This window comes from Variovorax sp. 54 (genome assembly GCF_002754375.1).
Classification (GTDB): Bacteria; Pseudomonadota; Gammaproteobacteria; order Burkholderiales; family Burkholderiaceae_C; genus Variovorax.
This window is the reverse complement of record NZ_PEFF01000001.1, coordinates 3909618-3932602: the sequence shown is the minus strand read 5'-3', so window position 1 is coordinate 3932602 and position 22985 is coordinate 3909618. Positions and strand designations below refer to the sequence as shown.

At 69.1% G+C, this 22985-nt stretch carries 18 protein-coding genes and 1 pseudogene; 9 read left to right on the top strand and 10 right to left on the bottom strand.

Annotated features, from left to right (window positions below; all coding sequences use genetic code 11):
* The first annotated feature begins 92 nt into the window (after nucleotides 1-92).
* The 9 genes from CLU95_RS18155 to CLU95_RS18115 all read left to right on the top strand — a co-directional run bounded on the left by CLU95_RS18155 (nucleotide 93) and on the right by CLU95_RS18115 (nucleotide 12831).
* Nucleotides 93-785: a thioredoxin family protein gene (locus CLU95_RS18155; RefSeq protein WP_180288635.1), complete on the top strand. Its 693-nt coding sequence runs from the start codon at nucleotides 93-95 to the stop codon at nucleotides 783-785.
* Between the two features lie 277 nt (nucleotides 786-1062).
* A complete protein-coding gene (locus tag CLU95_RS18150; protein ID WP_099794893.1) occupies nucleotides 1063-4065 on the top strand; it encodes a transglycosylase domain-containing protein in 3003 nt (1000 codons plus the stop codon).
* Nucleotides 4066-4282: 217 nt separating this feature from the next.
* Nucleotides 4283-5590, top strand: a complete 1308-nt coding sequence (locus CLU95_RS18145) for an MFS transporter (protein WP_099794892.1) — start codon at nucleotides 4283-4285, stop codon at nucleotides 5588-5590.
* A gap of 152 nt (nucleotides 5591-5742) precedes the next feature.
* Nucleotides 5743-6723 carry a helix-turn-helix domain-containing protein gene (locus tag CLU95_RS18140; protein WP_099797368.1) on the top strand — a complete coding sequence of 327 codons (981 nt, stop codon included), beginning with the start codon at nucleotides 5743-5745 and terminating at the stop codon, nucleotides 6721-6723.
* Between the two features lie 215 nt (nucleotides 6724-6938).
* A complete protein-coding gene (locus CLU95_RS18135; RefSeq protein ID WP_099794891.1) occupies nucleotides 6939-8651 on the top strand; it encodes an IlvD/Edd family dehydratase in 1713 nt (570 codons plus the stop codon).
* Nucleotides 8652-8659: 8 nt separating this feature from the next.
* Nucleotides 8660-9583, top strand: coding sequence for a dihydrodipicolinate synthase family protein (locus CLU95_RS18130; RefSeq protein WP_099797367.1), 924 nt, complete (start codon nucleotides 8660-8662; stop codon nucleotides 9581-9583).
* Complete coding sequence (locus CLU95_RS18125; RefSeq protein ID WP_099794890.1) at nucleotides 9580-10293, top strand: FadR/GntR family transcriptional regulator; 714 nt, start codon at nucleotides 9580-9582, stop codon at nucleotides 10291-10293. The genes CLU95_RS18130 and CLU95_RS18125 overlap by 4 nt, the downstream gene beginning before the upstream one ends.
* A 107-nt stretch (nucleotides 10294-10400) precedes the next feature.
* Complete coding sequence (locus CLU95_RS18120; protein ID WP_099794889.1) at nucleotides 10401-11699, top strand: MFS transporter; 1299 nt, start codon at nucleotides 10401-10403, stop codon at nucleotides 11697-11699.
* Nucleotides 11700-11808: 109 nt separating this feature from the next.
* Nucleotides 11809-12831, top strand: coding sequence for a Bug family tripartite tricarboxylate transporter substrate binding protein (locus CLU95_RS18115; RefSeq protein ID WP_099794888.1), 1023 nt, complete (start codon nucleotides 11809-11811; stop codon nucleotides 12829-12831).
* On the opposite strand, the gene CLU95_RS18110 is transcribed toward CLU95_RS18115, so the two are convergent.
* The 10 genes and pseudogenes from CLU95_RS18110 to CLU95_RS18065 form a co-directional block, all read right to left on the bottom strand.
* Nucleotides 12828-13535 (bottom strand): ABC transporter ATP-binding protein, encoded by a 708-nt coding sequence (locus CLU95_RS18110; protein WP_099794887.1) that lies wholly within the window; start codon nucleotides 13533-13535, stop codon nucleotides 12828-12830. The genes CLU95_RS18115 and CLU95_RS18110 overlap by 4 nt on opposite strands.
* Before the next feature lie 7 nt (nucleotides 13536-13542).
* Nucleotides 13543-14250, bottom strand: coding sequence for an ABC transporter ATP-binding protein (locus tag CLU95_RS18105; RefSeq protein ID WP_099794886.1), 708 nt, complete (start codon nucleotides 14248-14250; stop codon nucleotides 13543-13545).
* Complete coding sequence (locus CLU95_RS18100; RefSeq protein WP_306512792.1) at nucleotides 14247-15317, bottom strand: branched-chain amino acid ABC transporter permease; 1071 nt, start codon at nucleotides 15315-15317, stop codon at nucleotides 14247-14249. The genes CLU95_RS18105 and CLU95_RS18100 overlap by 4 nt, the downstream gene beginning before the upstream one ends.
* The gene (locus tag CLU95_RS18095) at nucleotides 15314-16183 is read right to left on the bottom strand and encodes a branched-chain amino acid ABC transporter permease (RefSeq protein ID WP_099794885.1); all 870 of its coding nucleotides are present in this window, start codon (nucleotides 16181-16183) and stop codon (nucleotides 15314-15316) included. Before CLU95_RS18095 ends, CLU95_RS18100 begins: the two co-directional genes overlap by 4 nt.
* 12 nt (nucleotides 16184-16195) lie before the next feature.
* Entirely contained in the window at nucleotides 16196-17461 is a 1266-nt protein-coding gene (locus tag CLU95_RS18090) for an ABC transporter substrate-binding protein (protein ID WP_099794884.1), read from the bottom strand.
* Between the two features lie 34 nt (nucleotides 17462-17495).
* Nucleotides 17496-18998: an aldehyde dehydrogenase family protein gene (locus tag CLU95_RS18085; RefSeq protein ID WP_099794883.1), complete on the bottom strand. Its 1503-nt coding sequence runs from the start codon at nucleotides 18996-18998 to the stop codon at nucleotides 17496-17498.
* Between the two features lie 37 nt (nucleotides 18999-19035).
* Complete coding sequence (locus CLU95_RS18080; protein ID WP_099794882.1) at nucleotides 19036-19428, bottom strand: nuclear transport factor 2 family protein; 393 nt, start codon at nucleotides 19426-19428, stop codon at nucleotides 19036-19038.
* Nucleotides 19429-19456: 28 nt separating this feature from the next.
* Nucleotides 19457-20257: a MoaF C-terminal domain-containing protein gene (locus CLU95_RS18075; protein WP_099794881.1), complete on the bottom strand. Its 801-nt coding sequence runs from the start codon at nucleotides 20255-20257 to the stop codon at nucleotides 19457-19459.
* 16 nt (nucleotides 20258-20273) lie between these two features.
* Nucleotides 20274-21080, bottom strand: a complete 807-nt coding sequence (locus CLU95_RS18070; protein ID WP_180288634.1) for an SDR family NAD(P)-dependent oxidoreductase — start codon at nucleotides 21078-21080, stop codon at nucleotides 20274-20276.
* 259 nt (nucleotides 21081-21339) lie between these two features.
* Nucleotides 21340-22932 (bottom strand): annotated as a pseudogene (locus CLU95_RS18065) (GMC family oxidoreductase); the annotation flags it as partial.
* Between the last annotated feature and the right edge of the window lie 53 nt (nucleotides 22933-22985).

Sequence of the window (22985 nt, the reverse complement as noted above, 5' to 3'; positions counted from 1 at the left end):
GCCGCTGTCATGGGTTGTCACACGCACTTGAAGAAACCGTTCTAAGCTGCAGTTGTTGTTTGGAATTTTGTTTTTTGGAGTTCAAGCTGGCCATGACGCTTTCGCCCACTGTCGACTCACGCTCCCTTCGCGCCGCGCGCCAGGCGCGCGCCGCCCTCAGCCGCGCTTCCCGCCGCGCCGTCGTGGCCGCCGCCGTGGCGCTGGGCGCCACCTTCCTCATGGGCACCAACGCCTTTGCCGCGCCCGCCGTGGGCCAGCAGGCGCCCGACTTCGTCGCCGTCGACACCAGCGGCGCCAAGCACAAGCTGTCCGATTTCGCGGGCAAATTCGTGGTGCTCGAATGGACCAACCCCGGCTGCCCCTTCGTGCGCAAGCACTACGGCAGCGGCAACATGCCGGCCACGCAGAAGGCGGCCACCGACAAGGGCGTGGTCTGGCTCGCGATCAACTCCACCGAACGCGCCGCCAGCGACTACCTGAAGGCCGACGCGCTCGACGCCTGGATGAAGTCGCAAAAGGCCGCGCCCACCGCCGTGCTGATGGACGAAGACGGTGTCATCGGTCAGGTCTACGGCGCGCGCACCACGCCCCACATCTTCATCATCGACCCCAAGGGCACGCTGGTGTATGCCGGCGGCATCGACAGCATCGCCTCGGCACGCGCGGACGACATCAAGACCGCCACCAACTACGTGAACCAGGCGCTGGGCGAAGTGTTCGGCGGAAAACCGGTGTCGACCGCGAGCACGCGGCCGTACGGGTGTTCGATCAAGTACAAGAGTTGAGCGGGCCGGCGCGGCGCCCGCAAGGATCTCGCGCGAGGTGACACGCAGGGGCATCTCCATCCCGCTTCCTCGATGACGCGGACGCGTTCTGTCCTGGCCTGAAACCGGCGCGTCCGTGCCTGGCCGCGAATGACCGAGCCGGGTCGCCCCCATGCCCGGCCCGCACGCCCATCCCGCGTCGCGCCCGTCGGCCAACTCGGGCCGAAGCCAAGTCGCCGCAAAAAGCGCATCATCTTCACTGACGAACCCACGGTGCAGACTGTTCGCGAGGCAGAGCATGACTTGGTTCAAGAAGCTTTTCTGGATCGGCGCGGGACTCGCCGCCGGAGGCGGGCTTGCCGTGTTCGTGGCGGACGAACTGAAGACCTCCCGGCTGCAATCGGCCCTGTGGCGCGACCTTGCCGGCGACGCCCGCTTCAGCGTCGACGCCGGTGCCAGCGACGCCATCCGCTTTCCCCAGACCGGGCCCTACGACGAGCGGCTGGGCTACCACCAGCTTCCCGGTTACATCGAACGCCTGACGCCGCAGGGCTATGTCGTCACCCGCCAGGCCCGCATGTCGCCGCGGCTGATCGAACTGCAGGAACACGGGCTCTACGCGCCCTACCGTGAGAAAAACCAGGCCGGCCTGACCGTCCGCGACTGCCGGAACGCGGCACTGCTGCACACCCGCGTGCCGAAGCGCGCCTACGAGCGCTTCGAGGACGTGCCGCCGCTGCTGGTGAGCGCCCTGCTGTTCGTCGAAGACCGTCATCTGCTGGACGCGCAGCCGCCGCAGCGCAACCCCGCGATCGATCCGGAACGCTTCGCGAAGGCTGCGCTCGAGCAGGCGTTGCGCGCGGTCGGCCTGGGCCAGACGGCGACGGGCGGCAGCACGCTGGCCACCCAGATCGAGAAGTACCGCCATTCGCCGCAGGGCCGCACCGGGTCGGTCCGCGACAAGCTGCGCCAGATGGCGTCGGCCTCGCTGCGTGCCTACCAGGACGGGGACGACACGCTGTCGCGGCGCCGCCAGATCGTCGTCGACTACCTCGACACCGTGCCGCTGGCCGCGCGCCCGGGCATGGGCGAGGTGCACGGCCTGGGCGACGGCCTGTGGGCCTGGTACGGACGCGACTTCAACGAGGTCAACCGCCTGCTCGCCGACAGCTCGGAGGAGGCCGCAGCGCCCACGGACGAAGCACTCCTGCAGCAGGCCGAGGCCTTCAAGCAGGCGCTGTCGCTGATGATCGCGCAGCGCCGTCCGTCGCAGCACCTGCTCGGCGACGGCGCAGGCCTGGCCCGGCTGACCGACAGCTACCTGCGGCTGATGGCCGAGGCGGGCCTGATCACGCCCACGCTGCGCGATGCGGCACTGCCGCTGCCCTTGCGCCTGCAGCCCGAACTGCCCCCCACGCCCCGGCCCGACTTCGTGCAGCGCAAGGCCGCGAGCGCGCTGCGCACCCACATCGCCACGCTGCTCGACGTGCCGCGGGCCTACGACCTTGAGCGCCTCGACCTCGAAGCCGAAACCAGCCTGGACGGCGAAGCGCAAGCGCTCGTGGCGCAGGTACTGGCCGGCCTGCGAACGCCCGCCGCGACGAAGGCGGCGGGATTGATCGGCGCCCACATGCTCGACCCGGGTGCGGACCCTCGCCCGCTGGTCTACAGCTTCACGCTGTTCGAGCGCAGCGCCGGGGCGAACCTGCTGCGTGTTCAGGCCGACAACATCGACCAGCCCTTCGACGTGAACCAGGGCGCGCGGCTGGACCTGGGCTCCACCGCCAAGCTGCGCACCCTGGTGAGCTACCTCGAGCTCGTGGCCGAGCTGCACGCGAACTGGGTCGATCTGAGCCCGGCCCAGTTGTCGGCGCTGGCGCCGAACCCGCGCGACCCGCTGGGCGCGTGGGCTCGGCAGTACCTGCTGCGCGCCAAGGATCGCCGTCTTGCGCCGATGCTCGAAGCGGCCATGGAGCGGAAGTATTCGGCGAACCCGGGCGAGTCCTTCTTCACGGGTGGCGGCCTGCACCAGTTCGAGAACTTCGAGCGCTCGCGCAACAGCAGTTCGATGACGGTGCGGGAGGGCTTCAAGCATTCGGTCAACCTGGTGTTCATCCGCCTGATGCGCGACCTGGTGCGGCACCGCATGTTCGGCGGCGCATCGGACGCCGAGCGCCTGCTGAAGGACCCTGCCGACCCGGGCCGGCGCGAGCTGCTCGCGCGCTTTGCCGACCGCGAGGGCTCGGCCTTCCTCATCCGCTTTCATCGCAAGTACCAGCGCCTGTCGGCCACGGAGGCCGAAGCACTGCTGCTGCGCGGCCTTAGGCCATCGGCACCGCGCCTGGCGAGCGTGCTGTTCACGATCGAGCCCGAGGCCAGCGAAGAGCGGCTCGACGCGCTGCTGGTGCAGCGACTGGGCCGCGGCGCCGACTCGCCGCGCGCACTGGGCGTGCTGCGCAGCACTTACGCCGGCTTGTCGCTGGCCGATCGCGGCTATGTCGCGCGCGTGCATCCGCTGGAGCTCTGGCTGGTCGGCTTCCTGCGGACGCACCCCGGCGCCTCGCTGACCGAGGTGCTGGACGCGAGCACGCGCGAACGCCAGGAGGTCTATGCCTGGCTCTTCAAGACGCGCCACAAGGGCGCGCAGGACCGGCGCGTGCGCGAGCTGATCGAGCTCGACGCCTTCGCGCAGATTCATCGCTCATGGCAGCGCGTGGGGTATCCGTTCGCCTCGCTGACGCCGTCTTACGCGAGCGCGATCGGCGCGTCGGGCGACCGGCCGGCCGCCCTGGCGGAGCTGATGGGCATCATCGCGAACGACGGCGTGCGGCGGCCCACGCAACGCGTCGGCGCGCTGCACTTCGCGCGCGACACGCCCTACGAGACGCGGCTCGAGCCGCGCCATGCGAGCTCGGAACAGGTGCTGCCCGCCGAGGTGGCCGCCACGGTGCGCCGTGCGTTGGTCGAGGTGGTGAACGACGGCACCGCACGGCGACTGAAGGGCGCCCTCGTGGATGAGAGCGGCCGTGCCATCGAGATCGGCGGCAAGACCGGCACCGGCGACCATCGCTACGGGCACACCGGCCGCGGCGGGCGGATGCTCTCGGAGCGCAAGATCAGCCGCTCGGCCACCTTCGTGTTCATGATCGGCGACCGCTACTTCGGCACCATCCTCGCGTATGTGCGCGAACCCCATGCAGCACGCTATCGGTTCACGAGCGCACTGCCGACCCAACTGCTGAAGTCGCTGGGGCCGCAGTTGCTGCCCGTGCTCCAGCGCAGCGGGTGCGGGGGAGATTGACAGGGCATTGACCCAGCGCGTGCCGGCCGATGGTCCGGGGTGAAAGTACCGATGATTGCGAACATCGTTCTGCCGATCCTGCACAAGCGCCCCACGCGTGTGCAGCACGTGCAGCACGCGCAGCGCGCATTGACAGCTACCTGACTCCCCTCGTCAGGTCCCGGTCGGGAACCCCCACCTACCCTTGGGCCCACAACATCGCCCCAGGGGACACACCATGACTTCCGTGCCTGCCCACGCGCAGCCCTCCTCGAAATTCGCCACCGTCCTGCGCGTGACCGGCGGCAACTTCATGGAGATGTTCGACTTCTTCCTGTTCGGTTTCTACGCCACGCAGATCTCGAAGGCCTTCTTTCCCGCCAGCAACGAGTTCGCGTCGCTGATGCTGACCTTCATGACCTTCGGCGCAGGCTTCCTGATGCGGCCGCTGGGAGCCATTTTTCTCGGTGCGTACGTCGACCGCGTGGGCCGCCGCAAGGGCCTGATCGTCACGCTTGCGCTGATGGCCGTCGGCACCTTGCTGATCGCTTGCGTGCCGAGCTACGCGACCATCGGCGTCATCGCGCCGCTGCTGGTGCTGGTCGGACGGCTGCTGCAAGGCTTCTCGGCCGGCGTGGAACTGGGCGGCGTGTCGGTGTACCTGTCGGAAATGGCCACGCCGGGCCACAAGGGCTTCTACGTGAGCTGGCAGTCGGCCAGCCAGCAAGTGGCCATCGTCGTCGCGGCCGCGCTCGGCTACTGGCTCAACGTGACCTTCACCTCGCAGGAGATCGGCGACTTCTACTGGCGCATTCCGTTCTTCGTGGGCTGCCTGATCGTGCCGGTGCTGTTCATCATTCGCCGCTCGCTGCAGGAGACCGAGGAGTTCATGGCGCGCAAGCACCGCCCCGACGCGCGCGAAATTTTCCGCTCGATGGTCGCCAACTGGGGTCTCGTGGTCGCCGGGATGATGCTGGTGTCGATGACCACCGTGTCGTTCTACCTGATCACCGTCTACACGCCCACCTTCGGCAAGGCCGTGCTGCACCTGAGCACCACCGACGCACTCATCGTCACGCTGTGCGTGGCCATCTCGAACTTCATCTGGCTGCCGATCATGGGCTCGCTGTCGGACCGCGTGGGGCGCAAGCCGCTGCTCGTTCTGTTCACCGTGCTGACCATCCTCACGGCCTACCCGTCGCTCAAGTGGCTGGTCGGTGCGCCGAGCTTTGCGCGCATGCTCGAGGTGGAGCTGTGGCTGTCGTTCCTGTACGCCAGCTACAACGGCGCGATGGTGGTGGCGCTCACCGAGGTGATGCCCGTCAGCGTGCGCACCGCCGGCTTCTCGCTGGCCTACAGCCTTGCCACGGCACTGTTCGGCGGCTTCACGCCGGCCATTGCCACGGGCCTGATCGAGATGACCGGCGACAAGGGCGCACCGGGCCTGTGGATGACCGCCGCCGCGGTCTGCGGGCTGATCGCGACGCTGGTGCTGTACCGCCGCAACGTCGACCCCGCCGACGCGGGCCGCGTGCCCGCCGTCTGAGCCGCGGCCCCTGCATTGCATTGACCCTGCGCGCACCGGCCGTTGACCCGGAGCGCACCGCCCGATGGTCCCGGGTGGAAGTACCGATGATTGTGAACATCGTTCTGCCTATCCTGCACAAGCGCTTCCGGCGCCCCCCAGGGAACCATGGCATGAACGCACACCACTTCAGCACCCGGCTCGAACACCCGGCCGACCGGCAGGCCTGCTGGGGCCGCATCAACGAGTCGTACTTCGGCGCGCTGCGCGTGCAGTGCCTCGACCCGGGCCCGTTCGACGCGCGCATGGACGCCTACGAACTCGGGCCGCTGGGCATGTTCATGATCGAGGCGCCCTCGCACCGCGTGGCGCGGCCCGACACGCACCGCGAGATCGCGCTCGACGCGCACTACAAGCTGGTGCTGCAGCTCGAAGGCCACGGCCACATCTCGCAGCGCGACCGCGAGTTCCACCTGCACCCCGGCGACTGGAGCCTGTACGACCCGCGCGTGCCCTATGCCATCACCAACCCCGAGCGCTCGCGCCTGCTGGCCATCACGATCCCGCGCCAGCAGTTCAAGGGCATGAAGATGCCCGACCTGCACACCTGCGAGGCTCACACGCCCGCCATGCAGGGGCTGTACGCGGTGCTCGGTTCGTTCCTTACCTCGCTGGCCGACCAGCTGCCCTCGCTGCCCAACGCCGTCGGCCGCTCGGTCAGCGACACCGTGCTGGGCCTGCTGGCCTCCACGCTCGCCACGCATGCCGACGAACAGTTCGGCGCGCAGCCGCTGCCGGGCGTGCTGAAGGCGCGCGTGAAGCAGTTCGTGCACGCGCACCTGGCCGACCCGGCGTTGTCGCTCGACCTCATCGCGCAGCAGCTGCGCTGCTCCAAGCGCTACCTGCACCGCGTGTTCGAAGACGAAGACCAGACGCTCGACCGCTTCATCTGGCAGATGCGGCTGGAGCGCTGCAGCGAAGCGCTGCGCCACGCCGCGGGCGGCCGCACCTCGGTGTCGGAGATCGCCTTCGCCTGGGGCTTCAACAGCAGCGCGCATTTCTGCCGCGTGTTCAAGGCGCAGTACGGCGTGTCGCCGCGCGAGTTCCAAAGGCGCGAAGCGCAGCGGACGGCGTCGCCGGCGCTGACGCACTGAGCCCATCGAAGAGGCTTCACGCGCGCGGCACCGGCGGCGCAGCGCCCCCTGCCGCCGACCCTGCGGGCACGGACTGCCCGGTGCCGGAAACCCGTGACGATGCAGCAGCCATATCCGGTGATTCCCTAGGCCCGTTCGCTCAATAACTCCGATAATATTACTTATCAACGACAGCCCCGCGCTGCCGTTTTCCGGATGTTTTGGAGCAAGAGCGAGTGAAGAAAAGACGATCGCAACACTGGTTCGGTGGCACGGGCAAGGACGCCTTCATCCATCGAAGCTGGATGAAGAACAACGGCCTGCCCGACGATGCCTTCGACGGACGGCCGGTGATCGGCATCTGCAACACCTTCTCCGAATTCACGCCCTGCAACGCGCATTTCCGCGGCCTGGTCGAGCACATCAAGGCCGGCGTCCTGGAGGCGGGCGGGCTGCCGCTGGAGTTTCCAGTGTTCTCGTGCGGCGAATCGAACCTGCGCCCGACCGCGATGCTGTTCCGCAACCTGGCGTCGATGGATGTCGAGGAGGCGATCCGCGGCAACCCGATGGACGGCGTGGTGCTGATGGCCGGCTGCGACAAGACGACACCCTCGCTCGTCATGGGCGCGGCCTCGTGCGACCTGCCCTCCATCGTCATCTCCGGCGGCCCGATGCTCAACGGCCGCTTCCAGGGCCGCACCATCGGCTCGGGCACCGACGTGTGGAAGTTTTCCGAAGACGTGCGTGCGGGTGTGATGAGCGCGCAGGATTTCGCCGCTGCCGAAAGCGCGATGTCGCGCTCGCCGGGCAGCTGCATGACCATGGGCACCGCCTCCACGATGGCCTCGATGGTCGAAGCCCTGGGCATCGCGCTGCCCGGCAATGCCGCCTACCCGGCCGTCGACGCGCACCGCAACCGACTCGCCCGCATGACGGGCCGCCGCAGCGTCGAGATGGTCAACGAGGACCTCCGGCTCTCGGCGATCCTCAGGAAAGAGGCATTCATCAACGCCATCCGCGTCAACGGCGCCATCGGCGGATCGACCAACGCGGTGGTGCACCTGCTGGCCATCGCGGGCCGCATCGGCACGCCGCTGACGCTGGACGACTGGGACCGCTTCGGCCGCGACGTGCCCACCATCGTGGACCTCATGCCCTCGGGCCGCTTCCTGATGGAAGACTTCTGCTACGCCGGCGGCATTCCCGCGGTCATGAAAGAGATGGCCGACCTGCTCGACCTCGACGCGCTGACGGTCACCGGCAAGCCGGTCCGCGAGAACATCGCCGATGCGCGCAACCACAACACCGAAGTGATCCGCCCGCGCGACCAGGCGCTGACGCCGCAAGGCGGCATGGCCGTGCTGCGCGGCAACCTGGCGCCCGACGGCGCCATCCTCAAGCCATCGGCCGCCTCGCCGGCGCTCATGAAGCACCGCGGCCGCGCGGTGGTGTTCGAGGACATCGACCACTACAAGGCCGTCATCGACGACCCCGCGCTGGACATCGACGCGCACTGCATCATGGTGCTGAAGAACTGCGGGCCCAAGGGCTACCCCGGCATGGCCGAGGTCGGCAACATGGCGCTCCCGCAGAAGCTGCTGCAGCAGGGCGTGCGCGACATGATCCGGATTTCGGACGCCCGCATGTCCGGCACCGCGTACGGCACGGTGGTGCTGCACGTCGCACCCGAAGCCGCCGTGGGCGGCCCCCTGGCGCTGGTGCGCAATGGCGACATGATCGAGCTCGACGTCGAGGCCCGGCGCCTGCACCTGGACGTGAGCGAAGCCGAGCTGGCCGAGCGCCGCGCCGCCTGGGTGGCACCGGTGCCGGCCATGAAGGGCGGCTACCAGAGCCTGTATGTCGAGCGTGTCATCCAGGCCGACCGCGGCGCGGACCTCGACTTCCTGGTCGGTTGCCGCGGCCACGCAATTCCTCGCGAAAGCCATTGAGGTTGCGCATGCCTGCCTTCACACCCGACACCTTCCACGGCATCCACGCGATCGTCTATGCGCTGTTCGACGCCGAAGAACAACTCGACCGCGCCGCGATGCGCCGGCAGGTGCAGGCCTGCCTGGCCAGCGGCGTCCACGGCATGGCCGCGCTCGGCCTCGCGACCGAGGTGGCCAAGCTGACCGAGGCCGAGCGCCGCACGGTGATGGACTGGGTCGCCGAAGACACGGCCGGCCGCGTGCCGCTGGCCTTCACCATCTTCGGATCGTCGGTCGCCGAGCAGGTCGCGCAGGTGCGGCATGCCGAGCGCGCCGGCGCCGACTGGGTGATCCTGCAGCCGCCCGCCGCCGGAGCCTTCGGCGCGGCCGAGTACATCCGCTTCTTCGGCCGCGTCGCCGAGGCGACCGCACTGCCGGTGGCGATCCAGAATGCGCCCGCCTTCTTCGGCCGCGGCCTCACGGCGGACGAGATCCGCGAACTGGTCTCGCAACATCCGAACATCCAGCTCATCAAGGGCGAAGGGCCGGTGGTCGACATCGCCGCGCTCATCGAACGCACCCAGGGACGCGTGCCGGTCTTCAACGGCCGCGGCGGACTGGAGCTGGTCGACAACCTGCGCGCGGGGTGCCGCGGCATGATCCTCGCGCCCGATTGCATCGACCATGCGGTCCGTTCCTACGAGGCGTTTCGCCGTGGCGACGAAGCGGCCGCCGAGCGCGCGTACCAGGCCATGCTGCCGGCGGCCGTGTTCGGCATGCAGGGCATCGAGAATCTCCTGTGCTACGGCAAGCGCCTGTTCGGCGCGCGCGCGGGCATCGACATCCACGACCGGGCGCCTGCGTTGCGCCCCGTCGCGGCCGGCGAAGCCATGGTCGCGCGTTTCGCCAAGGCATTGGGGCCGCTCGGTGGCCCGCAGGAAAATTCACCATGAATCTCTCGAACGACACCGGCGCCCGGGACCTGGAGCGTGGCCTGCCGGCGCAGATCGCCGGACGGATCGGCCGCCGCATCCTCCAGGGCGAACTGAAACCTGGCGACACCTTGCCCAAAGAGCTCGACCTGCTGGCGGAACTGCAGGTCAGCCGCACCACGCTGCGCGAAGCCTTCGCGCTGCTTTCGAGCAATGGCTTCGTAGAAGCCAGGCAGCGCATCGGGACGCGCGTGCGCACGCCCGACCACTGGAACACGCTCGACCCGATGGTGATGGCCTGGCACGGTGAAACCGAAGCGCCGGGCACGCTGATGCAGGAGCTGTTCGAGATCCGCCTGTCCATCGAGCCGATGGCGGCCAGGCTGGCGGCACAGCGCGCCACGCCCGAAGACATCACGCGCATCCGCACGGCACTCCAAGCGATGGGCGACAGCCACGACAACCCTCAACGCGCCATGGAGGCGGACGTGGACTTTCACCTGCAGGTGATCGCGGCGGCGCACAACCGCTTCCTGATGCCGGTCGCCTCGGTGATCAGGGCCGCGCTGATGGTCAGCGTGCCGAAGACATTTGAAAAGTTCGGCGGCATGGACCACTCCATGGCCATGCACGCCGACATTGCCCGGGCCATCGAGCAGCGCAAGCCCGAGGCCGCGGCGCGCGCAGCCACGAAGCTGCTCGAAGACACCTACCAGAGAAATTTCATCTAGGGCTTCTCGCCGACCCGGCCAACGCCGGATCTGCAGCGCACAGGCCGTCTGGCCTGAGCGGAGCCGTGCGCGCTGAAACAAGAGACACACACAACAGGAGAGACCCGGTGATCGTGGAAAAACAATTGATCCGAAAAATCTCGTGGCGACTGATCCCGTTCCTGGGATTGCTCTACCTCATCGCCTACATCGACCGGCAGAACGTCAGCTTCGCCAAGCTGCAGATGGTCGATGCACTGGGCATGAGCGAGTCTGCCTATGGCCTGGGCGCGTCGCTGTTCTTCATCGGCTACTTTCTCTTCGAGGTGCCCAGCAACCTGATCCTTGCGAAGGTGGGCGCGAGCAAATGGTTCGCCCGCATCCTCGTCTCGTGGGGCCTCGTGACCGTGGCGCTCGCCTTCACGCAGAACGCCACCATGTTCTACATCCTGCGTTTTCTGCTGGGCGCCTGCGAGGCCGGCTTCTTTCCGGGCGTGCTCTACCTGCTGACGCTCTGGTATCCGTCGGCCCATCGCGGAACGATGGTCGGGCTGTTCATGATCTTCAGCGCGCTGGCCAATGCGATCGGCGGGCCGCTGGGCGGAATGCTGCTCGACCTTGACGGGCTGCACGGACTGGCAGGCTGGGAATGGGTGTTCATCGTGACCGGCATTCCCGCGGTCGTGATGGGCGTCGTCACCTTCTTCTACCTGCCCGACAACCCGGCGCGTGCCTCGTTCCTCACGGCAGACGAGAAGGCCTGGCTCGGCGCGAAGCTCGCGAGCGAGCAGGTGGGCATGGACGACTCCGCAAGCCATGCACTGCGTGCCTTGATCGACCCGCGCGTGCTGCTCATGGCGCTGTGCTTCATCGCGTTTCCGCTGTCCGCCTACGGCCTGAGTTACTGGCTGCCGACCGTGGTGAAGAGCTTCGGCGTCGGCAACACCGCGAACGGATTTCTCAACATCATTCCCTGGGTGCTGGTGGCGATCGGCCTGTACACCGTTCCCCGGGCTGCTGCAAAGGCGAAGTCGAAGACGCCCTACATCGTCGGCCCCGCGCTCTTCGGCGTGGCCTGCCTGCTGCTGTCGGCACTGCTGCAGAACCACGCGCTGCAGTTCATGTTCCTGTGCCTGGCGGCCGCCGGCATCTTCGCGGGCCAGCCTGTGTTCTGGAGCCTGCCTTCGCGCTTTCTCAAGGGCGCCGGCGCGGCGGCCGGGCTGGCGGCCATCAATGCCGTGGGCAACCTCGGCGGCTTCATCGCGCAGAACGCAGTGCCCTGGGTCAAGGACGCCACCGGCAGCACGATCGCGCCGATGTTCTTCCTGGCCGCATGCCTCTTCGTGGGCGCCATGCTGGTGTTGGTCATGACGGGCATGACCGCGCGCAGCGAGGCGCTGGCGGCACGGGCCAGGCCCTCGACCTGAAGGAGGTGCCGCACGCCACACGATCACAGACCCCTGCGACGCGAACGGACGAACGGCAATTCCTGAGGGATGCCGAAGCGAAACCACAACTTCAATGACGGAGACAGACATGACCATCGAACGCGAAAACCAACAGACCCCTGCAACGCGCAAGCCGCAGACCCGGAACGACTTCAGCCGCCGGCGCATCGTCCAGGGGCTGGGCCTGGCCGCATTGCCGCTGCCGTGGTCGGCCTTCGCCAACAACGACTACCCCAGCAAGCCGATCGAAATCATCGTTCCGGCATCGGCCGGTGGCGGCACCGACGCATTGGCGCGCGTGTTTGCCGAAGTGGCGAAGAAGCACCTGCCCCAACCCTTCATCGTGAACAACAAGCCCGGGGCTAGTGGCGTGATCGGCATGAGCGACGTGCTCAACGGCCGCTCGGACGGCTACAAGGTCTGCATGGTGATCGCCGAAGTCACCACCTTGCCGAACCTGGGGCTTGCGAAGTTCGACTACACGAACTTCCAGCCTGTGGCGCGGCTCAACGCCGACCCCGCGGCCATCACCGTGCGTGCCGATGCACCATGGAACACGCTGGAAGAATTTCTTGAAGCGGCGAAGGCCAAGGCCGGTGAAATGAAGATCGGCAACGCCGGCAGCGGTTCGGTCTACCACCTCTCGGCCATCGGGCTCGAAGACAAGACGGGCATCAAGTTCAACCATGTCCCGTACTCGGGCGCGGCACCCGCCGTCGTGGCACTGCTGGGTGGGCACATCGATGCACTGGACGTGAGCCCGGCCGAAGTCGGCCCCCACGTGCTGGGCGGCAAACTCAAGATGCTCGGCATCATGGCCGACCAGCGCATCCCGGCTTTCGGCAACGTGCCGACGTTCAAGGAACGCAAGATCGACCTGGCGCTGGGAACCTGGCGCGGCCTGGCGGTGCACAAGGCCACGCCGCCTGCCGTGGTGGAAGTTCTGCGCCAGGTGGCACGCAAGACGGCCGACGACCCGGCGTTGCGCCAGGGCCTGGACAAGCTCAACCTCGGCTTCGCCTACCTGGACGCGCCGGAGTTCGCACAGGCGATGCAGCGCGACCACGAGTACTTCGGCAAGCTCATCCGGACGACGGGCATCAAGATCTAGACCGCCGCGAGATAGCTGCTGTGCAGAATCTCCGGCCGCTCGCGCAGCGCCTGTGACGAGCCCGCAAACGCCATGCGCCCCCGCTCCAGCACATAGGCGCGGCTCGACACCGCCAGCGCCACGGTCGTGAACTGCTCGATCAGCAGCACGCCCACGCCCTCGCGCGCGACCTGCTGCACCACCTCGACCAACCGCTTGACCACCGCGGGCGCGAGCCCCAGCGAGAGTTCATCGATCGCGAGGTAGCGCGGCTTGCCGATGAGGGCCTGCGCGATGCAGACCATCTGCTTCTGTCCGCCCGACAGCGAACGCGCGGGCAGCGCGAGCTTCACGCGCAGTTCGGGGAACACGCCGAGCATGCGTTCGACCGCATCGGCCACGCTGGCCGCAGGCAGCGCGGTGGCGGCCGCGCGCAGGTTGTCGAGCACCGACAGCTCGCCTAGCACGCGATGCCCCTCGGGCACCACCGCCACACCCAGCGCACGCACGCGCTCGGGCCGCTGCCCGTGCAGCGCGTGGCCCTCGATCTCGATGCGCCCGCCCGTGAGCGGCAGCACGCCGCCGATGGCCATCACGGTGCTCGACTTGCCCGCGCCATTGGCGCCGAGCAGCGCCGTCACCTCGCCCGGCGGCACCTGCAGGTCGATGCCGTGCAGCACGGCCTTGCCGCCGCGCTGCAGGCGCAGATCCGTCACGTTCAGCATGCGGTTGTCACTCCGTTCCCAAATAGGCCTTGCGCACGGCCGGATCGTCGAGCACCTCGCGCGTCGGGCCGAGCGCGAGACGGTGGCCGAAGTCGAGCACCAGGGTCTGCGTGCAGGTCGCGGCGATCAGGTCCACGTCGTGGTCGATCAACAGCACCTGCGCGCCGCAGAACGCATGCACCGAGCCGATCGTGCGGCGCAGCACGCCGGCCTCCTGCTCGGTGAGGCCCGCGCCGGGCTCGTCGAGCAGCAGCAGCTTGGGCGCGCCGACCAGCGACTTCGCCAACTCGAGCATGCGGCGCTGGAACAGGTTGAGGCGATGCCCCATGACGGTCGCCACATCGAGCAGGCCCGTGTGCGACAGCGCGCGCGCCACCTGCGCTGTGGCCTCGCTGCGCGCATGCGGCACGTGGTCGAGCAAGGCCCGCACGTTGTCCCACACGCTGAGGTCTTCCACCACCTGCTCGGTCTGGAACGAGCGGCGCAGGCCGAAGCGCACGCGCGCGATGGGCTTCAGGCCCAGCAGGTCGGTGCCGTCCACCGCCACGCGGCCGGCACCCGGCGACACAAGGCCGCTGAGCACATTGACCAGCGTGGTCTTGCCCGCGCCGTTCGGGCCGATGAGGCCGCACACGGGCGCGTCGAGCTGCGCCGTGAGCGCATCGATGGCCTTGACGCCGCCGAAGGCGACGGTGAGATCGTCGATGCGGATCATGGCGCGGCGTCCTTGTCCTTCGGCGAAGCGAAACGTTTGCGCACCGCCTCGAACGCACCCATCAGCTGCCCCGCGATGCCGCTCGGTGCGGTGATGAGCGCATGCAGCAGCGCCACGCCGAAGAAGATCATCGCGAGGTAGCCGTTGACGCCGAAGTCGGTCAACAGCGCCGGCACCGCGCGCAGCAGCAAGCCTGCGATGAGCGCGCCGGCCCAGTGGTACACGCCGCCCACCACCGTGAGCGCGAACAGCATCACCGATTCGCCGGCCGTGAACGCGCGCCCGTCGAGCTGCCCCACGCCGCCTGCGAGCAGCGCACCGGCCACGCCCGCGCAGAAGCCCGCGAGCCCGAAGGCCCAGGTCTGGTAGCGCAGGATGTTCACGCCGGCCGCCACGGCCGCCGCCTCGCCGCGCCTTATCAGCGCCCACGAGCGGCCCGCGCGCGTGCGCCGGTGCAGCTCGATCAGCGCCAGCACCGCCGCCAGCCACACGGCCACGTAGCGGAAGTACGCCGCATCGGACAGCGCCAGCGCGGGGCGCGGCATCATCAACCGCTCGCTGCCGAACACACGGCCCAGCCAACCCGCGCCGCCGTCGGGAAAGCCCGTCACGTTGATGACGACCTGGAAGCCGCCCGCCATCATCATCGTGACGAGCGCGAGGTACAGCCCCTTGAGCCGCAGCGCCGGCAGGCCCGCGAGCATGCCGACGGCACACGACAGCAGCCCGCCCGCAAGCACCGACAGCTCGAAGGGCCAGCCCAGCCCGTGCCCCGCGCGCAGCGCAACCCAGCCGCCCGCGCCGAGCAGCGCGTACTGGCACAGCGACACCAGCCCGAGCTGGCCATAGAGCAGCGCCACGCCGGCCGCCGCGACCGACAGCGCGAGCGACGAGGTCAACGTCTTGATCCAGTACGCGTTCGCGAACCACGGCACGACCCAACCGATCAGCAGCACGCAGGCCACCATGAGCACGAGCGAGCGGCGGGCGCGGCGCGCGGCCTGCGCAAGCGCTGCGGGTGCTGCGTCGGACGTGGGCATGGTGCCTTCGAGGATCGACGCGCTCATGCCGAGCGCGTCCCCGCGCGATAGAAGACGATCATGGCCAGCGCGATCAGGAACGGCGTGGCCGTGCGAAAGGCCGCGAAGCCCGGCACGGTGATCGCCAGTGCCTCCAGCACGCCGATCGCGATGCCGCCCGCCACGGTCGCCGGCAGCGAATGCAGCCGGCCGATGATGGCGGCGGCAAACGCCGGAATCACGAGGAAGGTCAGCAGCGTGGCCTGCAGCCGCACGATGTTGGCAAGCAGCAGCCCGCACACGCCCGCGAAAGCGCCGCTCAAGATCCACGCCACGGTGTCGACGCCAAGCACGCGGATGCCGAGCAGCGCGCTCAGGTCGCGGTCGTTGGCCAGCGCGCGCATCTTCAAACCCACGCGCGTCTTCGACAGCAGCAGTCCGACGCCGCCCATCATCAGCACCGCGAGCGCCAGGCCGAGTGCGCGCGTGTGCGTGAGCCGCACCTCGACTTCGCCCAGCACGAATTCGAGCGCACCGCCGTCGGTCGGCAGCACGAGGCGGCGCGGCTGCTCGCCCCAGGTCCATTCGGTGAAACCCACCACCACGAGCGCGAAACCGAGCGTGGCGATGCTGCGGATGGTCGGGTCGCGGTGCGACAGGCGCGGCGCCAGCAGGCGCCCGTAGGCCAGTGACAGCAGCATCGACGCGGCGATGGCCGCGCACCACGCCAGGCCCTGCGGCCAGTCGGCGTCGAGCAGCGTCCAGGCCACGTACGCACCGAGCGCGCCGATGGCCCCGAAGGCGAAGTTCAGCACGCCCGACGAGCGATAGAGCACCACCAGCCCCACGCCCGAGAGCGCGTAGACCGCGCCCAGGCCCAGGCCCGAGATGACGAAAGGCAGGTAGTCCTCCATGGCCCGGCGCGCTTACCTGAGGCCCATCTTCTGCTCGTCGGCGCGGATGTCGACCAGCTCCGGGTCGTCCGCCGTGAGGCAGCCGCCGGGCGCAAAGCGCCAGCCGTTGCCGTCAGGACTGGCCATGGGGCCGCTGTTGTTCGCGTTGTGTCGGTTGCCGCTGCCCACGTAGAAGGGCTTGCAAAGAATGTCGCTGCGGAAGTCGCTCACCTTGCGCAGCGCGTCGGTCACGCCGGCGCGGTCGATCTTCTTCGGGTCCATCTTCAGCATCGCCTGCGTGACGAGCCGTGCGGCCAGGTAGCCGGCCTGCGAGAAGGTGTCGCGCGGGTCGCTCTTCGCGCCGTGCTTGTCCATCACGGCCAGCCAGTTCTTGTTGTCGGGCCCGGCCGATTCGAGCGGGTTGAACTCGAGGTTGACGTCGAAGTTGCCCTTCCAGTACGGCCCGATGGCCTTGGGCACGTCGACGTTGTAGGCCGGCGCGGCCGACACGAAGTGAATCTTCTTGCCCAGGTTCTGCTGCTCGGCGGCGGCCAGCATCGGCACGAGGATGCCCTTGGGCACGTTCATGATGATGGTGTCGGGCTTCTTCGCGGCGGCCTGCAGCATGGTCGAGGTGGCGTCGGCCGAACCCGGATCGATGGTGAGGGTCTCGACCGTCACGCCGTTCTTCCTGCCCCATTCCTTCGGCCCTTCGCAGGCCCAGTTGCCCAGGCTCGGGATGTTCGGAATGATGCAGACCATCTTCTTCGCCTTGTACTTCTGCGCGGCGTACATCGCGGCGATGGTGGCCGACACGCGCGGCCCCGCATTCACCGGCACGTAGTTGCGCGCGTTGAAGCACTCGCGCGGCACGCCGGTGCCGGCGATGACCATCACGCCCTCGTCGGCGTACATCTTGGCGTTGGCGCCGCACTCCACGAAGCTGGTGCTGCCCACGAGCGCGACCACCTTGCGGTCCTTCACGAGCTTGGACGCGACCTGCGCGGCCGTCTCGGGGTTCCACTGGTCGTCGAGCACAAGGTAGTCGACCGGGCGGCCGTGGATGCCACCGTTGGCGTTGACGCACTTGAAGTACGCGGCCGCCGCCTGGCCCGAGGCACTGAAGTCGTCGGGGCCGGTCTTGCCGACCACGGCGCCGATAGGAATGGGCTCGCCCGTGGCGGGCTTGCCGGTGTTGAGGCCGCAGTCGGGGCTGGCCTGCGCCCAGGCACCGCTGAAGCCGGCGAGGCCCAGGATGCCGACGATGGCCGACAGCGCGATCTTCTTGTTGCTCTGCATGATGAATGTCTCCTGTTGTGATCGGAACCGCGCGCTACACCGCCATGCACACGCTCTTGAGTTCGGTGAAGCTCTCCACCGCCGCGCGCCCCAGGTCGCGCCCGCTGCCCGACTGCTTCACGCCGCCCAGCGGCAGCGCGTTGTCGAGCACGTTGTGCGCGTTGACCCAGACCACGCCCGCCTGCAGGCGCGGCACGATGCGGTGCACAGCCGAGAGATCGTTCGACCAGACGCTGGCGGCCAGGCCGTAGGCGCTGTCATTGGCCAGGCGCACCGCCTCATCGACATCGTCGAAGGGCACGACCGTCGCGACGGGCCCGAACACCTCTTCGCGTGCGATGCGCATCGACGGCTGCGCATCGACGAACACGGTGGGCTGCACGAAGCAGCCGCCGTCGAAGGCCAGGCGCCCGCCCGTGACCAGCGTTGCGCCCTCGGCCACGGCGCCGTCGATGTGCGCCATCACGCGCGCCAGGTGGCGCTTGGACACGAGCGGCCCGAACTGCGCCTTCGGGTCGAAGCCCGAGCCGATGTGCAGGCCCTCGGCCGCCTGCGCGAGCCGGCGCACCACCTCGTCGAACAGGTTGCGCTGCACGTACACGCGCGAGCCGGCTGTGCACACCTGGCCCTGGTGAAAGAAGATGCCGTTGGCCGCGCCCTGCGCCGCCGCCACCGGGTCGGCATCGCCGAGCACGATGAGCGGCGACTTGCCGCCCAGCTCCAGCGTGAAGCGCGCCATGCTGTCGACGGCCGCGTGGCCGATGTGCCGGCCCACCGCCGTCGATCCGGTGAAGCTGATCTTGCGGATGTCCGGGTGCGCGGCGAGCGCCGCACCCGCCGTGGCGCCGCGCCCGCACACCACGTTGAGCGCGCCCGGCGGAAAGCCCGCCTCCAGCGCCAGTTCGGCCAGCCGCAGCGCGGTGAGCGGCGTTTCTTCCGAGGGCTTGAGCACCACGGTGCAGCCGGCCGCGAGCGCGGGCGCCACCTTCCACAGCGCGATGGCGAGCGGAAAGTTCCACGGCACGATGGCCGCGACCACGCCCACCGGCTCGCGTCGCGTGTACGTGACCCACTGCGCGCCGGGAATGCCGATGGAGTTGTCGAGCGTCTGGCCTTCGAGCTTGGTGGCCCAGCCCGCCATGTAGCGCACGAACTCCGCGCCCGCCCCCACATCGACCATGCGCGCGATGCCGCGCAGCTTGCCGCTTTGCAAGGTTTCGAGCGCGCTGAGTTCGTCGGCGTGCGATTCGATGAGCGTCGAGAGCGCATAGAGCATGCGCTCGCGGTCGGCCGGTCGCAGCGACTTCCACGCGGCGCTCTCGAAGGTGCGGCGCGCGCCGGCGACGGCCGCGTGCACGTCGTCCGCGCCGCTGTCGGGCGCCTCGGCCACGGTCATCTCGGTGGCCGGATCGACCACCGGCAGGTACTGCCCATTGCGGGGCACGACCTCGTGGCCGTCGATGTGGTTGCCGCGGCGGCGCTGCGCTTGCAGGCCCACCTGGCCGAGGTGTTCGATCGACAGGTCGCGCAGATTCATGGGCGGGCTCCGGGAAGGGATGCGAAAGAAGGAAGCGTCACGGCTGCATGGCGCGCGCGACGAGCAGCGTGTCGGTGAACTGCTCGAAGCGCCGCACCTGGCCGCCCTGCACCTGCCACACGTGCGTGACGCGGGCCTGCATCGGCTTGCCGGTGGTGCGGTGGCGCGCGTGGTAGTCGCCGATGCCGACCACGGTGTCGCCGCCATCGACCAGTCGCTCGAGCACGAAGCGGTAGCCCTCCCACTCGGCGCCGAGCACTTGAAAAACCTTCTCGACCACCTGCGCGGGGCCGACGTGCGTGCCGGCGCAGGGAAAGCCGGCCATCTCGGTCCACTGCACGTCGTTGGCCACGTCGGCAAACATCGCGGCGAGGTCGTGGCGGTCGGAGGCGGCGTAGTGGTCGGCCACGATCTGGTAGGGGGTGCGCATGACGAAAGCTCCTGGAAAAACGGTGAACTCAGACGGGCCCGAATTCGGGCGGATAGAAGGTCTGCGAGGCCTTGCGCATGAAGGCGCCCGCGGGGTTGTTGGCGATCTCGCCGGCGCCGGTGACGCCGAGGAACTTGCCGGTCGAGCGGCCGTTCGCAAAGTCGAAGAAGAACACCGACGCGACCGGAATCAAAAACTCGCGGAAGGTGAAGACGTACTGTTCGTCGTCGAACTTCCAGTAGCTCGCGAGGTCGACGTCGCCGTGGCCGCGCTGCACGCCCACCAGGCATTGCCAGGCGTAGCGCTCGGCGCTCAGGTAGGTGTGCTCGTAGGTGTGGTTCGGGCTGTAGGTCTGCCAGGTGCGCAGGCCGATGAGATCGCGCGTGGCATGCGGTGCGCTGCCCGTTGCCGTGCCGCCTTCGAGCGTGCCGGGCCAGAAGTCCTGCGGCACGCGCGGCTGGCCGGCGGCCTCGTCGGCGCCGACGATGCGGCAGCGAATCGCGAGCACGCGGCGCGTGCGCGTGTTGACGACGACGGTCAGCGCCTCGGTCGGGCGGCTGGACTGCGTGATGTCGAGGAAGAAGGTGTCGGGCGCGACCTCGATGGCTTCGTACCAGTCGCCGGTGCCTTGGCCGCCGCGTGCGCCGTCTTCGTGCCAGTCGAGCGTGTGCTGTGCGCGCGGCTGCAGCGTGAGCTTGAAATCGGGCAGCGCGAGCCTCAGCGTCTGGCCGGCGAGTGCATCGGTGGCGGGCAGGCGGTTGGTCGCGATGCCGAGGGCGAACTGGTCGTAGGTCTTCCAGTCGGCGGGTTTCGTGGTGTCGGTGCTCATGAAATCCTTCCCTTCTTCAGACGTCGTGCGCGAAGGCGATGGTGGGCAGGTCGACCGCGGACGCGCCGCCATCGACCATCAGAGAACTGCCGCTGACCATGGCGGCCAGCGGCGAGGCGAGGAACAGCACGGCGTTCGCCACGTCGTCCGGACTCGCGGCGCGGCCCATGGGCACGTCGCGCGTGACGAGGTCGTAGGCCGCGTCGGTGTTCGGCAGGCGGTGCTTGTCGACGAGCACCTGCATCTGCTCATCGGCCATCTCGGTGCGCACCCAGCCGGGGCACACGGCGTTCACGCGCACGCCCTGCCGGCCGTAGTCGCGCGCCAGCGAACGCACGAGGCCGATGAGCGCGTGCTTCATGGTCACGTAGCCGACCACGCCCGGCCCTGCGAAGTGGCCCGCGAGCGACGAGAGCACGACGATGTTGCCGCGCCGCGCGATGAGCTCGGGCAGCAGCTCGCGCGCGCAGACGAAAGCGGTGTCGAGGTTCAGGCGCGTGGACAGCGCCCACGAGGCGTCGTCGGTCGACAGCGCGTCGCCCACGCCGTGGCCGCCCGCGTTGGCAACCAGCACGTCGACGCCGCCGAAGCGTTCGCGCGCAGCGGCCAGGGCGCGCTGCACATCGGCGGTGTTCGCCGCATCGCCCGCCACCGCGAGCCCGCCGAGCTTGGAAGCCACCGCTTCGAGCTGCGCGAGGCGACGCCCCATCAGCACCACGCGACCGCCCGCCGCGACGAACTGCGCGGCCACCGCCGCACCGATGCCGGTGCCGCCGCCGGTGATGAAGGCGACCTTGCCGGCCATGGACTCTGTAGCACTCATTCGCTCTGTCTCCTTGTTGGGAACGACTCTAGGTTCGGGCGCGCTTCTGCGATTGACCAGCCGCGCATCGACGATTGACCGAGCGCGCAGCTTCGGAAGGTGTGAATGAATCCGGCGTGGCCGAGCAGCCCGTCCAGGCGCGTCCAATCAAGGCGCAAAGCGCAGCCATAGCCCAAGCTATGGCGAGCATTTGCAACGCAGAGTGGGCGTGCCTGGGCGGGATGAGCGGACATGGCGGGTTCGTTCACACCTTCCCGCCCGACAGCGCGAAGTCCGCGCAGCGCTCGGCCAGCATCACGGTCGGTGCGTTGGTGTTGCCGCTGATCAGCGAGGGCATCACCGAGGCATCGCACACGCGCAGCCTCGCCACGCCATGCACGCGCATGCGCGCATCGACCACGGCCATGCCGTCGCTGCCCATGCGGCAGGTGCCGCTCGGGTGGTAGACGGTCTTGGCGCGCTCGCGCACGTAGGCCTCGAGCACGTCGTCGGGCAGCGTGTCGGCGGCGCCGGGCGCGAGCTCTTCGGACACCACCTCGCGCAGCGCCGGCGCGCGCAGGATGCGGCGCGCCAGTTTCACGCCGCGCACCAGCGTGTCGACGTCGTCCTGCGCCTGCAGGTAGCCGCCGTCGAACAGGATCGGCGCCATCGGGTCGGCGCTGCGCAGCGCCACGCGCCCGCGCGACTTCGGGCGCAAAAAGCAGGGGTTGATCGACAGGCCGTGGCCGGCCAGCGGCGCGCGGTCGACGTCGCCCACGAGCACGGGCAGCACATGGAACTGCAGGTCGGGCCGGCCCTCGCCGGTGGTGTCGACGAAACCGCCGCTCTCGACCACGTTCGACGTGAGCAGGCCGGAGCCGAAGCACATCCATTGCAGGCCGTGCTTCAGCGCCGCCAGGCCGCGGTCGTTGCCCAACAGGCTCACGGGCTCGCGCGTGCGGCCGTAGACCGACACCTCCAGGTGGTCCTGGAAGTTCTCGCCCACGCCGGGCAGGTCTTTCACCACCGGCAGGCCCAGCGCCTGCAGCTGTGCGCCGGGGCCGATGCCCGAGAGCAGCAGCAACTTGGGCGAAGCGAGCGCGCCGGCCGAGAGGATCACTTCATCGCGCGCGGTGGCGACCACCTCTTCACCGCTGCCGCTGCGGCCCGTGCGGTAGACCACGCCGGTCGCCGCGCCCTCCTGCATCCGCACGCGCAGCACGTGCGCGCCCGTCACCACCGTGAGCTTCGGGTCGTCGCGCACAGCCGCGAGGTAGGTGGCGGCGGTGCTGGCGCGCCGACCTTCGAAGGTGGTGGTCTGGTAGAAGCCGACGCCGGCCTGGCCGGCGCCGTTGAAGTCGTCGTTGTAGGCCAGTCCGCTCTGCTGCGCGGCGCGCAGGAAGGCCAGGCTCAGCGGATGGCGAAAGCGCGTGTCGCTCACCTTCAGCAGCCCGTTGGTGCCGTGCAGCTCGCAGGCGAAGCGCGCGTTGCCCTCGGCCTTGCGGAACCACGGCAGCACGTCGCGCCAGCCCCAGCCTTCGCAGCCCTGCGCCTCCCAGCCGTCGTAGTCGGCCGGCGTGCCGCGCACGTAGACCATGGCGTTGACCGAGCTGCCGCCGCCCAGCGTGCGGCCCTGCGGCACGAACATCCTGCGGCCGGCCGCGGCGGACTGCGGCTCGCTCTCGTAGGCCCAGGTGCGCTCGGTGCCGATCACGCGCACGAAGGTGGCGGGCATGTGGATGAAGCGGTCGTCGTCGGGCGGGCCCGCCTCCAGCAGCAGCACGCGGCGCCCGGCGCGCACCAGCCGGTGCGCCAGCACGCAGCCGGCCGAGCCGGCGCCCACCACCACCACATCGAAAACCTGCTGCGCCATGTCCGTTCCAGACCGAAGTTGTGTCGGGAACGGATGCTCGCGGCTGGCGCGCG

Coding starts and splice junctions, on each gene's coding strand:
- CLU95_RS18130 (WP_099797367.1), top strand. CDS start 8,660: ATGCCTGCCTTCACACCCGACACCTTCCACGGCATCCACGCGATCGTC.
- CLU95_RS18125 (WP_099794890.1), top strand. CDS start 9,580: ATGAATCTCTCGAACGACACCGGCGCCCGGGACCTGGAGCGTGGCCTG.
- CLU95_RS18080 (WP_099794882.1), bottom strand. CDS start 19,428: ATGCGCACCCCCTACCAGATCGTGGCCGACCACTACGCCGCCTCCGAC.
- CLU95_RS18070 (WP_180288634.1), bottom strand. CDS start 21,080: ATGAGTGCTACAGAGTCCATGGCCGGCAAGGTCGCCTTCATCACCGGC.
- CLU95_RS18085 (WP_099794883.1), bottom strand. CDS start 18,998: ATGAATCTGCGCGACCTGTCGATCGAACACCTCGGCCAGGTGGGCCTG.
- CLU95_RS18075 (WP_099794881.1), bottom strand. CDS start 20,257: ATGAGCACCGACACCACGAAACCCGCCGACTGGAAGACCTACGACCAG.
- CLU95_RS18145 (WP_099794892.1), top strand. CDS start 4,283: ATGACTTCCGTGCCTGCCCACGCGCAGCCCTCCTCGAAATTCGCCACC.
- CLU95_RS18100 (WP_306512792.1), bottom strand. CDS start 15,317: ATGAGCGCGTCGATCCTCGAAGGCACCATGCCCACGTCCGACGCAGCA.
- CLU95_RS18110 (WP_099794887.1), bottom strand. CDS start 13,535: ATGCTGAACGTGACGGATCTGCGCCTGCAGCGCGGCGGCAAGGCCGTG.
- CLU95_RS18090 (WP_099794884.1), bottom strand. CDS start 17,461: ATGCAGAGCAACAAGAAGATCGCGCTGTCGGCCATCGTCGGCATCCTG.
- CLU95_RS18095 (WP_099794885.1), bottom strand. CDS start 16,183: ATGGAGGACTACCTGCCTTTCGTCATCTCGGGCCTGGGCCTGGGCGCG.
- CLU95_RS18150 (WP_099794893.1), top strand. CDS start 1,063: ATGACTTGGTTCAAGAAGCTTTTCTGGATCGGCGCGGGACTCGCCGCC.
- CLU95_RS18115 (WP_099794888.1), top strand. CDS start 11,809: ATGACCATCGAACGCGAAAACCAACAGACCCCTGCAACGCGCAAGCCG.
- CLU95_RS18140 (WP_099797368.1), top strand. CDS start 5,743: ATGAACGCACACCACTTCAGCACCCGGCTCGAACACCCGGCCGACCGG.
- CLU95_RS18105 (WP_099794886.1), bottom strand. CDS start 14,250: ATGATCCGCATCGACGATCTCACCGTCGCCTTCGGCGGCGTCAAGGCC.
- CLU95_RS18155 (WP_180288635.1), top strand. CDS start 93: ATGACGCTTTCGCCCACTGTCGACTCACGCTCCCTTCGCGCCGCGCGC.